This is a genomic window from Secundilactobacillus collinoides DSM 20515 = JCM 1123 (assembly GCF_001435975.1).
Classification (GTDB): domain Bacteria; phylum Bacillota; class Bacilli; order Lactobacillales; family Lactobacillaceae; genus Secundilactobacillus; species Secundilactobacillus collinoides.
The window spans coordinates 80,403-91,765 of sequence record NZ_AYYR01000001.1; the positions used below are offsets into that span (position 1 = coordinate 80,403).

The 11,363-nt window shown below is 47.5% G+C and carries 12 protein-coding genes; 8 read left to right on the top strand and 4 right to left on the bottom strand.

What is annotated here, in order from left to right; genetic code table 11:
* Nucleotides 1–14 precede the first annotated feature (14 nt).
* Together FC82_RS00355 and FC82_RS00360 are read left to right on the top strand one after the other, a co-directional pair.
* Entirely contained in the window at nucleotides 15–1,298 is a 1,284-nt protein-coding gene (locus FC82_RS00355; protein ID WP_054760347.1) for a uracil-xanthine permease family protein, read from the top strand.
* A gap of 13 nt (nucleotides 1,299–1,311) precedes the next feature.
* Entirely contained in the window at nucleotides 1,312–2,679 is a 1,368-nt protein-coding gene (locus FC82_RS00360; RefSeq protein ID WP_056995906.1) for a cytosine permease, read from the top strand.
* A gap of 848 nt (nucleotides 2,680–3,527) precedes the next feature.
* Here FC82_RS00360 and FC82_RS00365 read toward each other — a convergent pair.
* On the bottom strand, nucleotides 3,528–4,076 hold the full coding sequence (locus FC82_RS00365; RefSeq protein WP_056995907.1) for a GNAT family N-acetyltransferase: 549 nt from the start codon (nucleotides 4,074–4,076) through the stop codon (nucleotides 3,528–3,530).
* A gap of 510 nt (nucleotides 4,077–4,586) precedes the next feature.
* Between FC82_RS00365 and FC82_RS00370 the strand changes: the two genes are divergently transcribed.
* The 4 genes from FC82_RS00370 (at nucleotide 4,587) to FC82_RS00385 (ending at nucleotide 7,560) form a co-directional block, all read left to right on the top strand.
* Nucleotides 4,587–5,492, top strand: a complete 906-nt coding sequence (locus FC82_RS00370) for a cation diffusion facilitator family transporter (protein WP_054760349.1) — start codon at nucleotides 4,587–4,589, stop codon at nucleotides 5,490–5,492.
* Nucleotides 5,493–5,524: 32 nt separating this feature from the next.
* Entirely contained in the window at nucleotides 5,525–6,172 is a 648-nt protein-coding gene (locus FC82_RS00375) for a metal-dependent transcriptional regulator (protein WP_056995908.1), read from the top strand.
* A gap of 145 nt (nucleotides 6,173–6,317) precedes the next feature.
* Complete coding sequence (locus tag FC82_RS00380; RefSeq protein WP_054760351.1) at nucleotides 6,318–7,067, top strand: threonine/serine exporter family protein; 750 nt, start codon at nucleotides 6,318–6,320, stop codon at nucleotides 7,065–7,067.
* 10 nt (nucleotides 7,068–7,077) lie between these two features.
* Nucleotides 7,078–7,560, top strand: coding sequence for a threonine/serine exporter family protein (locus tag FC82_RS00385; RefSeq protein WP_056995909.1), 483 nt, complete (start codon nucleotides 7,078–7,080; stop codon nucleotides 7,558–7,560).
* A gap of 475 nt (nucleotides 7,561–8,035) precedes the next feature.
* On the opposite strand, the gene FC82_RS00390 is transcribed toward FC82_RS00385, so the two are convergent.
* A complete protein-coding gene (locus FC82_RS00390) occupies nucleotides 8,036–8,422 on the bottom strand; it encodes a DUF1634 domain-containing protein (RefSeq protein WP_054760353.1) in 387 nt (128 codons plus the stop codon).
* A 2-nt stretch (nucleotides 8,423–8,424) separates the two neighbouring features.
* Entirely contained in the window at nucleotides 8,425–9,264 is an 840-nt protein-coding gene (locus FC82_RS00395) for a sulfite exporter TauE/SafE family protein (protein WP_054760355.1), read from the bottom strand.
* Between the two features lie 196 nt (nucleotides 9,265–9,460).
* Here FC82_RS00395 and FC82_RS00400 point away from each other — a divergent pair, with 196 nt between their 5' ends.
* Nucleotides 9,461–10,126, top strand: a complete 666-nt coding sequence (locus FC82_RS00400; RefSeq protein WP_054760357.1) for a phosphatase PAP2 family protein — start codon at nucleotides 9,461–9,463, stop codon at nucleotides 10,124–10,126.
* A 128-nt stretch (nucleotides 10,127–10,254) separates the two neighbouring features.
* Nucleotides 10,255–10,449 (top strand): PspC domain-containing protein, encoded by a 195-nt coding sequence (locus tag FC82_RS16380; protein WP_235809135.1) that lies wholly within the window; start codon nucleotides 10,255–10,257, stop codon nucleotides 10,447–10,449.
* On the opposite strand, the gene FC82_RS00405 is transcribed toward FC82_RS16380, so the two are convergent.
* Complete coding sequence (locus tag FC82_RS00405) at nucleotides 10,375–11,265, bottom strand: lp_1002 family arylesterase (protein WP_082620105.1); 891 nt, start codon at nucleotides 11,263–11,265, stop codon at nucleotides 10,375–10,377. The genes FC82_RS16380 and FC82_RS00405 overlap by 75 nt on opposite strands.
* Between the last annotated feature and the right edge of the window lie 98 nt (nucleotides 11,266–11,363).

Here is an 11,363-nt window from a genome sequence, read left to right on the forward strand (position 1 = left end):
AGGACGTTTGTGTTATGCCAAAGGACCAGGAAAAACGGTACCGTAATCCAGATGCAGTGTTGGACATCTGGGAACGGCCATCGTTTGGACAGTGGATCGGGTTATCAATTCAGCACTTATTTTCAATGTTTGGCTCCACTGTCCTGGTGCCAATTTTAGTTGGGTTAAACCCAGGAATCGCGCTTTTTAGTTCCGGTGTCGGCACCCTGATGTACATTTTGATCACTAAGGGGAAGATTCCGGCTTACATGGGGTCGAGTTTTTCGTTTATCGTGGTCATGCAAAGCCTGATGAAGGCTGCCGGCTATCCTTCGATTGCGCAAGGGACGCTGGCAGTTGGGGTGGTTTACCTCATTGTCAGCATTATTGTTGGCCTCATTGGGTCTGACTGGATCGACAAGGCGTTGCCACCGATCGTTGTTGGCCCAATCATCATGGTCATTGGACTGTCACTAGCCAGTACGGCTGCTTCTGACGCCACACTAGTGAATGGCAAATACAGTTTGACTTCGTTTGGAATTGCGATTGCCACTTTACTGATCACCATCTTTTTCAACATGTTTTTAAAGGGCTTCTTGGGCCTGATCCCCATTCTGCTGGGAATCGTCTGCGGTTACATTATTGCCGTCTTCGCGGGGGTCGTTGATTTTGGCCCCGTTTTACGGGCAGCCTGGTTTCAAATGCCGGCCTTTCAGATTCCTGGTGTTACGTACCAGCTGACCTGGCACTTGGATGCGATTTTGAGCATGGCGCCGATTGCCTTTGTCACAATGACTGAACACATGGGCCACATCATGGTACTCAATAAGTTGACCCACCGGAACTTCTTTAAGGATCCGGGCCTGAACCACACGCTTGCTGGTGACGGGACTGCTTCAATCATTGCCAGTCTGGTTGGTGGTCCGCCAATTACCAGTTATGGTGAAAACATTGGTGTTCTGGCCATCACCCGGGTGCATTCCGTTTACATGCTGGGCGGCGCCGCCTTCTTCGCCGTCGTCTTCTCTTTCATTGGGAAACTGAGTGCGCTGATTGAAAGTATTCCCTCACCGGTTATCGGTGGGGTCAGCTTCCTGTTGTTCGGGGTCATTGCCTCAAGCGGGATGCGGGTCTTAGTTGATAACCACGTTGATTTTAATGAAAAACGTAATTTAATGATTGCGGCGACCATCTTAGTCATCGGGATCGGGAACGCCAGCCTGAAGATTTTTGGGTTGACCTTCTCAGGTTTGTCAGTGGTCACCGTTCTTGGTATTGCGATGAATTTAATTCTGCCGCGTCACGCGTTAAACGAATAGGAGGGCCTCACTTATGGCCAGCAAAAATGGCATGGGGAAGGTCTCTTCAATTCCCATGGAAAGTCGGCACATGTCCTACTGGGATATGTTTGCCACCTGGGTTGGGGCTAACGCCAATAACGGGACCTGGTATGTCGGCGGCGTCATTGCCGCCTGCGGTTTAGTGACCGCGTCAACCACGCTCGTCATTTCTGGTATCATTTCTTACTTGCTTTTGGCAGCTGCCGGTTTTATGGGTTACAAGACGGGGCTGACATCAATGACGCTGACCCGGGCATCCTTCGGGTTACGGGGCAGTTTGCTGCCCTCCGCCATCAACCTTGTTCAATTCATTGGCTGGGCATCGGTGAACACCTTTATTGCAGCCACTTCAATGAGCTTTTTGTTTCATGATCTCTTTGGTTGGCCAGTCTACGGTAAACCGGGTGGGGAGTTAGGCGTCATTGTTGGGATTGCTGTCATGAGTGTTTTTCATCTGCTAAGCGTTTCTGTTGGGCAGCGTTCTGTTCAGTTGATTGAACGGGTCGGCATCATCCTCGTGTTTGTTTTTGTTATCTGGGAGACCATTGTTGTGTTTAAAACAGTGTCGTTTCATCAGATTCTTAATTGGCAGGCACCAAAATCTTTACGGATGACACCGGGAGCAGCCATTGATGTCTTGGCGGCCTTTAACTTAGCTTGGGTCACCGCAGCAAGTGACTTTTCACGTTTTACCGGTGTGAGACGAAACGCCACGCAAGCGTCGTTTCTTGGCGCCAACCTTGGGCTGTACTGGTTTGCCTTTATCGGTGTCATTGCCACCATTGGGACGGCCATCACACTGGGGCATTTTGATCCGAACAATTCAGATCCCAGCACGATTGCCAGTAAGCTAGGGCTCGGGTTTCTGGCCATGGTCGTGATTATTTTGACCAGTACCACGGCGAACGCAGTGAACTTGATGTCCGCGGGCTCTGCGTTGACGAACATGACGCGAAGATTGAGCTTGAAAGTCAGTCTGTGGGTCGTCACCCTGATTGCAACTGCGGTCACGTTCTTGCCGTTGTTTGTGGCGTCCTTCCTCGACATCTTTACCGTGTTTTTGGACGGAATCGGGATGGTCTTGGGACCAGAGATCGGCATCTTTTTAGTGGATTACTTCTGGCTGCACCATCAGGACTACCAAGTCGACCAGTTTGCAAAAATCAACGGCAGATACTGGTACCGCGGTGGTGTGAACTGGATCGCCATCATAACGTGGGTGCTGTCCGTTGGCTGTTATATGGGCTTAAAGCACGTGCCCGTCGTCGCAAATACGATTGGTGCGACCTTCGTGGTTATCGTCATCAGTATGGTGCTGTACGGCGCATTGATGAAATTCACGAAATCCACGCCAAAATAATTGTTTTCTTTGTATCTAAAATGGTATTCTAATGGTGATAACGGGATATTAAACCGACCAGTGACTTAAAAATTGTTACGTTGATCGTTTTTGATTAGTAACCGTCGTATAGTCGCTAAACATTGACTGAGTAACATCACGCCTATGGATGGCGCTTCAATGCGCTTTGAGTGTTTAACAATAGTTAAACCAGTAATCGTACAAAATGACGAGTAATTTGGAACATCGAGTGATTGATTTCCTAATTGCTGATCGGGTTCCGTTATCGGCGATGGGCTTGTGCTCATCGCTCTTTTTATGGCTCGTTTGCAAACAGCACACTGCGCCATTCTCTAACGACGGCTCGTGAAGAACTGGATGATAGTCTAAAGGCCGTGTAGGAAGGGCGTTAGCAGTACTGGTACGGATTGTTATACATTATCTAGGTAGACGGTAACCTAGTGGGATAGCATGAAGTTGGTTTATCACCAGTTGACACTAGCACACATTGGGTTGCGGATAAGTGTAGGAATGGCAGTGCGGTAGATAATTTTCAAACTAGGACTAACGATTTTTCAATATTTATTGTGTATGGACAGTTTGCAGAATGCGGCGAAAGCCTAGGACAAGCCTTTGCTTGATAACTTCAAAAGGGACTGTGTCAAAAGACCGATTTAGCCTTTAACAGTTCTGACTTGATCATCGTAGCCCGTTTTCTTGATGTAATCTAAATTTGCAACAAACGGCAGTTTTCGAACATACAGGACATATAAAAGGCCCCCACAAAACCCAATTAGGGATTTGCGGGGGTCTCTTAAATTTCAGGGGCAAAATTGCTTTTGCTCTGGTCTTATTGTTTAAGGTTAAATTTAAGCGTTGTGGCCTGCTAGAACGGCAGTCTTAGTGAGCCGTTCGTAAGCAAAGTCATGAACGTCCGTGAGGTCATCGGCGTTGACTTCGATCGTGCCGGTTTTAATGAAACCGGATTTTTCAATAATATGTTGCATGCCCAAGTTATCGGGGTGGGTATCAATACGGATGCCCTTGATAGAATCAAAGGTGTCGACTTCTTCAAAAATGGCGTTGAAGAGTTTGCCGGCAAGACCGTGGCCACGGTGGTTTGCTGAAACGGCAACCCGGTGAATTGCGACGTAGCTGTCATTGTCTGTCAGCCACTGCCCGTCAATTTTTTGGTAACTGTCATCAGGACCGGGGATCACGGCCGCAGCTCCTAACACTTCATAGTCTTCCACCAAAATCATGGTGTGACCATTTTGAATATCGTCAACGAGGACCTTGGTATCGGGGTAAAGCCCCTGCCATTGATCGATGTGTTGAGCCGCCAGATGGCGTTTGCCATCCTGGATGATGGATTCAATTTGGGGTAAGTCTTTCATTTCTGCGCGACGTAAGTACATTTCGCAATCCCTCCTTTGTAACTTTCACAAGATTTTAGTATCTTAACGCCATTTTCACTCGTTGTCCACCAAAAATTGACTTATTTTTTCTAATAATTTAATTAAGAAAATTCTAATTTTAAAAACGTTGGTATATCACATTTGAAAGCGGTTGGCAAAACCAAATTATCATTTTTAAAAAGTTCGGTATAGGCTGATATCAAGGGTCTCGTTAGCTCACCAGCAAGATAATAATCTTACAAGAATAAGTTGTTATTCAGAATAATTTAACGACTAAACTGTTTGATGAAATAAACACTTAATCGTTGTTAACAATTGCAGCCTTAGCCGATAATGACCACGAGTGTCTGATTTGTGAAACCGGTCTTTCTAGTTGATATAAAACAACACTAATTGAGTAGTATGCCGGTTGAATTTGGGATACCTAACAATTGGATCTTGAATTCTTAAAAGATTATTTAAAAACAGGCGTAAGCATGCGATAATAGGGGGTAACGGAGGCGATGACTTATGGGGGAAAAGAAGACAATGTCAGGGCAAAAATTTTTAACGGTTACCCTGTTAAACGCAGCAATTACAGTTGTTGAAATCGTGGGCGGCGTTTTATCCGGCAGCCTTTCCTTACTGTCTGATGCCTTCCATAATTTGGGCGACACGTTTTCTATCGCCATCGGATACTTTGCGCACCGGATCAGTCAACGCTGCGAAGACGAACATAATACATATGGGTATGGCCGCGCCCAAATCTTGGCTGCATTGTTGAACGCTTTGCTGCTGGTCGTTGTGGCAATCTTTCTGGTTGCCGAAGCGGTCAGACGTTTGTTTCAACCGGAACACATCAATGGCGACTTAATGATGATTGTGGCCGTTGTCGGCCTTGTAGCTAACCTTATTTCTGCCGTCTTAATGCATGGCGGGTCGAAACATAATATGAACATGAAGGCGACCTATTTACATCTGTTAAGTGACACGTTGTCATCTTTTGGGGTTATATTCGGCGGATTGATGATTGCGTGGTACAATGTTACTATGATTGACCCGATTATTACCATCTTGGTTGCGCTATATATCTCGGTAGAATCTTGGCCCATTGTGCGTCATGCCGTTTCAATTTTGATGCAGGGTGCGCCGAAGCTTGACTATGAGGCCATTAAAGAGGACCTCATGAAAATCGATGGGATTACCAGTGTGCACCACATTCATGCGTGGATGATCGACGAAAATCGGATTGTTTTTTCCGCACACGTCAATATGAGGGATATGAAATTAAGCGAAGCTGAAATGATTTATCGCCGAATTGAGCGTGTCCTAACCACCAAATACCACATCTCTCACGTCACAATTCAGGCGGAAGATGTTCGGGGCAAGGACGCGGAACTGATTTCACTAAACGAAGATACTGCGGAGAAACCGTAAGTCGCTTTTGTGGTAAATAAGGAGTAAAGATTATGACACCAATGAAAGAGGACTATCTCAAAATTATCTTTGAACTTGGTGGTGCAGGCGCTAAGGTGTCAAATAAGCAAATTGCCATTAGTTTAAACATTGCTGCGGGTTCGGTAACTGAAATGGTGAGCAAAATGGCCGAAGAAGGCTATGTGATCCACGAACCTTACGCTGGGATTTCCTTGACTGAAGAGGGTCGGCGATTGGCAGTGATGCTGGTCCGTAACCACCGATTGTGGGAGACCTTCTTAGTAAATCGGCTGGGTTACACGCTGCCAGAAATTGATGAAGAGGCAGAAAAGCTTGAACACGTCACCAGCCCCAAACTCGCCAACGCGCTGGATGATGCGCTGGGACGGCCAAAGCGCTGCCCACATGGCGGTATCATTCCCGACCGTGACGGGAACTATGATGAAGACAGTCACCTCGTTTTAAACGATGTCGAGGATGGTAAAACAGTTGTGGTGGAGCGGTTCATTGATAACCACGACCTGTTGACCTACCTGGGCGACATTAAGTTGGATATCGGCGATAAGTTGACCGTAAGGAAGCACGACCCGTTTGAGGGGCCTGTGCTGGTTGAAAATTTGACTGACAAACAGAATCTAACAATTGGGTATAAAGCGGCCCACTACATCTTTGTAAGATAGCAACATACCGGTGCGGACTCCTAAACGAGGCTGACCGGTTTTTTTGTGGGCGTTTTTAAACCTGAAAACGGATTTTTGACGTAACTAGGGGTAAGAACTGATATAATTTAAAGCAATAATGAGAAGTTAAGGGAGGCGTACTGCTATGGCAAGTGACCGCGGTCAATTAGTACTGAAAACGGCTTTGCAGGCTGGCCGCATTATGATTCAAAATGGGTCGGAAGTGGCTCGCGTGGACGACACGCTCACACGAATTGCGCAAAATGCTGGTTATCCGGATAGTAAGGTCTACGTGACCATTACTGGAATCATGATGGCACTTTCCAGCGAGGGAAATGCGCAGGTAGAACCCATTAAAAACCGCACGATCGACTTGGAGATGGTCACCCGAGTCAACGACCTGTCAAGAAAATTTGCGGCGCAGGATATTACACTGACCGAATTTAACGACGATCTAGACGACCTTGAGGCGCACCCGAACGCGTTCCCGGTGTGGCTCCAATTGGTTGCCGCGGGTTTTGTGAGTGCTACACTGGAAATCGTATTTCGCGGGAACTACCATGATGCACTCGTGACGTTTTTAATTGGAATGTTGGGCTACGCCGTATTCTTTGGCGTGAACCGACTTGCCAGAGTGCGCTTTTTGAGTGAGTTCCTCGCTGCCATCGTCATCGGCGTGTTAGCTATTGAAACGGTCAAGTGGGGCTGGGGCAACAGCACTGACGACATCATTGTCGGGAGTGTCATGCCGCTTGTACCGGGAGTGCCGTTGACCAACGCCGTTCGTGATATTTTATCCGGTGACCTCGTGAGCGGTATCGCCCGGGGGATGGAAGCTGTGATGAGTGCGGTTGCTATCGGAAGCGGGATCGCCGTGATCCTGCAATTAATGTGAGGTGGATGAGATGTTAACACTAATAATTGACCTCGTCCTCACCTATATTTCGACAGTGGCCTTTGGTATTATTCTCAACATTCCGCGTCGCGCGTTGAATACCAGTGGCTGGATCGGGTTACTAAGTTTTCTGGCTTATAAACTATATTTGATGGCTGGCGGCGGTATTGTCGGGGGCAATTTCCTCGGGGCGTTACTGATCGGGATTTTAAGTATGCAGGCGGCTCGGTGGCTGAAAATGCCGGTTATTAACTTTAATATTCCGAGTCTAGTGCCTTTCGTGCCGGGAGGACAGGCCTATCAGATGGTAAAAAACTTTGCCTTGGGTAATTCTGGTGTTGCGCTGCAGTACCTCTTGGAAGTTGCAGAAATAGCAGGTGCCATAGCGTTTGGTTTCCTGCTGGCTGAATTGGTCAACCGCCTGCAAGCCAGAATTATGGTCAGATTCTCGAGTAAGTGGCGACATGAAAGGCATCGGAATCCCAAGTTGTAGTGTATGGCACTCAACTTAGCTGATAGCGATGCAAATGCATATCGAAGCACTTAATGACCGGCAATAATGTGGAAAAATTTTCTATTGCAAGTTGATTTTTAATTACAGACAAAAAGCAGCACCAAGTTTTTCCCGCTTTGGGATTCGAACTTGGTGCTGCTTTACTGACTGGTCGTTATGGTAGTTGCTTTAGTTTTATTGTTTTCAGTTGAGGCTTTAGCGGCGATGTTGACTGAATGAGTGCTCTGTAAAGTAAGAAATCGCTGTTTTGCGGTGTTGAGTGAAAGTTAGGCCCGGACTTTTGTGGATTATTCGACTTTTTCTTGGTTGCGATGTGGTTAATTTTTACGTAGCCGAAACGCGTTCCGCAAGGCTGAGGGCTTCTGCATAAGGCACTTCGACCCAAAAAGTCAGGCCCGGACTTTTCGGGTCGAAGTGCCTTATGCTCCGCCCTCAAAACGCCTTGCTTCACTCTCTACACCGTATGCCCTATCACAAAACTAATCCCCAAAATAACCAGCACTAGGGTCGTGATCACAACATACAGCCGGTCGTGCTCCTTTGCAAACGCATAGATTGAAACGACCACCCGTAAAATTGGTGTGAGGATCAGACAAAATAACCCCAGCATCATGACTGCGTACGGTTTTAACTGGGCGATGCCACGCAGAATGCCGCTAATTGTCGTTGGATGAACGTTTTTCGCATATCCCGTTTGACCCCCTTTAATAATCAGCAATAGCAGTCCCAGTGCCATGATAATAGCGGCGATACTGACCCCGATTTGGAGGATGTGGCCGATAATAGCTTCAATATGATTCATTTCCGTTGTGGTCGATGTCTCGTTTTGGTGTTTAGTCATGGTTAGCCCCCAAATCCTTTGTAGATCATCTGCAGGCCGATTAACAAAATGACCGGAATGAAAAGCATACGGATGACCCGTGACGGCAATACTTGCATGATGCGTGTGCCCAGGACGGCGCCGACAAGGATGCCCAGCGCAAGCGGCACTGCGATATTTGGTAAAATTGCCCCGTTGAAGAAGTACACCGTTGCGCTGGCCGCTGCTGTCACGCCCATCATGAGGTTGCTGGTAGCGGACGATGGTTTGAGCGGCATCTTCATGAAGGTGTCCATCGCGGTAACTTTGAAGGCACCTGAACCGATACCAAGCAAGCCGCTGGCTAAACCGGCACCCAGCATCACGACAAACCCTTGCGGCACGTTGGCAACTTGGTAATCAATCTGTTTAAACGTTGCCTTGTCAAAGTAGGTCCCGTTAAGTTTCAACTTTGTCGCAATTGTATCGTCTTGGACATTCTGTTCGACTTCATCGCCGCGTCGCAATTTGCGAAACATGTTCCAGCCTGAAAATAGGAGCAGTGCGCCAAATAGATAATACAGGTATTTAGGATTCAAAATTCCCGTGAGCAATGCGCCTGAGATGCCACCAATCGTGGTCGCAATTTCAAGAAACATGGCAACACGTAAATTCAGCACATCGTCGTGCAGATAGGCAATCGTCGATCCGGAGCTGGTGGCAATCACAGCGATGATACTGGCACCAATGGCGTATTTGATATCAAGACCCATTGCCAGTGTTAAAACGGGAGTGACGACAATGCCGCCGCCTAGACCCAGAATGGCGCCAACAATCCCGGCAGCCAGTCCAACACCCATCATTAATAGGATATTCAGTCCCATAACCTCACCTCATCATATGTATTAAAAACAAATTAGAAAAATGACACTGCAATTAACATACCATAAACGAAAAATGTTAAGCAAATCTTTCTTTTATAAAGATTGCCGATTTTGTAAAGGTTAGGTAACGATTTTATGCTATACTCGATTTTGCAGTGTTTGGCTGTGGTGAATAATCATTGGAGGAAACATCATTATGATCATCGAACAAGAACGGGATCGGCCTTTTCGTTTGCTGATCAGTGGGGCTTTTCTAGTGTTTTTGATGAAGGTTGTCATGGACCATTCAGGCCCGTTGCAATTTATGGATGACATCCTAATATCAGCAGTACAAAAGCATACCACTGGGACAAAGGACGTTTTATATAAACTCATTTCCACCCTGGCTAGTCCGACCATGGATATTATTTGGGTGTTAGTGATCGGCTTTTTGTTGTGGGGATTCAAGTATAAAATTCCTGCATTGTGGGCGCTAGGGACGCTAATTGGCGGTGACGTTGTGGCGTTCATCGTCAAACACATTGTGCAGCGTCAACGGCCCATTGGTCACTTGGCTGCGGATACCGGGTATAGTTTTCCGAGTGGTCACGTGTTTGGCACCTTTTTATTGGTTGCCATTCTGTGGATCATTGCGGTACCGCTTTTAGCAACTATGTGGCACCGGGTACTCGTCCGTATGCTGATGATCATCTGGCTTGGCTTGGTTGCCCTGTCACGTGTGTATCTCGGTGCGCACTATCCAACCGACACCATCGGCGCAATGCTATTAGGCTATGCCTGGTTGCAAATTGCTGAATGGCTGTACTTATGGTTGGCACCAAAATTAAAGAACTGGCGGTTGACACACCATTCTGTGCTTTAACCATTGCCGTATAAAAAAGCTGAAGCCCGGATTGGACCTCAGCTTTTTGGGTGTCTGGCGGTCAAGAAAGTGGACGACCAAGCTTGTATCGAGTACATTTAAGGTGATTCAAAACTAATGGCAGGGAAGTGTGTCCATTGAATAAGAAATTAACAAAATCAGACCAACGTATTTTTGCTGGGGTCCTCGGCGGCATCGCCGACTATTTTGATTGGAATCCGTCGTGGGTCCGTATCGGATATGTGGTGCTAAGCGTGTTTACTGGCGGCATCGGCGGACTGCCGGTCTATCTGGCGGCTGCCCTGATCATTCCGGATCGCTGACCCTTGATCAGACTGGCTCAAAGTATCGTTCAGCCACTCGTTTGCAAGCGTTAGCCAGTGGGCAACATGCGGCTGATCTGCGTCCCTTTTCCAAGCCGTTAAGTGGTTCGCTAAGGCCATTCCGTGGGGACCATGATGAAACACGTGCAGCTCATATGGAACCTGATGTTCTGCCAAAGCAGCGGCGTAGGCTAGGCTGTTTTTTGCTGGCACGAGCGGATCGTCCGCGGTTACCCAGATAAACGTTGGCGGGTTTTGCTCAGAAACGTGCTGGTCAGCTGCAACCGTTTCGGGTGCAGCCGTCCAGATAGCTAAAGTGGCCTCGTCGGTTGGAAAACCAAGCAGGGGACTGATGACTGGGTAGCCTAGAATGACCGCTTGCGGTTGCAAGTCGGTACCGGTACTGCCCGCCTGAGTTCTTAGCTGATCCGTCTGCCAGTAATCGCTGTATAAACTGACGATATGACCGCCGACTGAAAAACCGGCGAGCACAATCGTGGTTGGGTCGATGTGCCACTCCTCAGCGTGATTGCGGATGAGGGCAACTGCCCGGGCTAGGTCGACCACTGGTGCGGGTAACAGCGGCGTTTTTTCACCGATGAAGTGGTAGCGCAGATAAAATGATTGGTACCCCAGATTAGCAAATGCCAGCGCGAGGGTCTCGGCTTGCTGCTCTGGAATATGGGTGTACGAACCGCCTGGAACGACGATCACTGCTGGATAATTTTCGTGAGCGCTGGTATCATCGGCGCTTCTGATGTACCCTTTTAGATAGGCCTTGGCATCGTCTGCCAGGGTCTCTTTAATGATTTTCATGTTGTCATCACCTATAATTAATTGAGTTTAGAAATCAATTTTACCTCAATTGTCAAGTTAAGTGCAACACTAATGGCCTATTCTTATAATTGGTCTAG

What these genes read in the sequence shown, in the direction of transcription:
- FC82_RS00355 (WP_054760347.1), top strand. Translation starts at nt 15, where the DNA reads ATGCCAAAGGACCAGGAAAAACGGTACCGTAATCCAGATGCAGTGTTG.
- FC82_RS00360 (WP_056995906.1), top strand. Translation starts at nt 1,312, where the DNA reads ATGGCCAGCAAAAATGGCATGGGGAAGGTCTCTTCAATTCCCATGGAA.
- FC82_RS00365 (WP_056995907.1), bottom strand. Translation starts at nt 4,076, where the DNA reads ATGTACTTACGTCGCGCAGAAATGAAAGACTTACCCCAAATTGAATCC.
- FC82_RS00370 (WP_054760349.1), top strand. Translation starts at nt 4,587, where the DNA reads ATGGGGGAAAAGAAGACAATGTCAGGGCAAAAATTTTTAACGGTTACC.
- FC82_RS00375 (WP_056995908.1), top strand. Translation starts at nt 5,525, where the DNA reads ATGACACCAATGAAAGAGGACTATCTCAAAATTATCTTTGAACTTGGT.
- FC82_RS00380 (WP_054760351.1), top strand. Translation starts at nt 6,318, where the DNA reads ATGGCAAGTGACCGCGGTCAATTAGTACTGAAAACGGCTTTGCAGGCT.
- FC82_RS00385 (WP_056995909.1), top strand. Translation starts at nt 7,078, where the DNA reads ATGTTAACACTAATAATTGACCTCGTCCTCACCTATATTTCGACAGTG.
- FC82_RS00390 (WP_054760353.1), bottom strand. Translation starts at nt 8,422, where the DNA reads ATGACTAAACACCAAAACGAGACATCGACCACAACGGAAATGAATCAT.
- FC82_RS00395 (WP_054760355.1), bottom strand. Translation starts at nt 9,264, where the DNA reads ATGGGACTGAATATCCTATTAATGATGGGTGTTGGACTGGCTGCCGGG.
- FC82_RS00400 (WP_054760357.1), top strand. Translation starts at nt 9,461, where the DNA reads ATGATCATCGAACAAGAACGGGATCGGCCTTTTCGTTTGCTGATCAGT.
- FC82_RS00405 (WP_082620105.1), bottom strand. Translation starts at nt 11,265, where the DNA reads ATGAAAATCATTAAAGAGACCCTGGCAGACGATGCCAAGGCCTATCTA.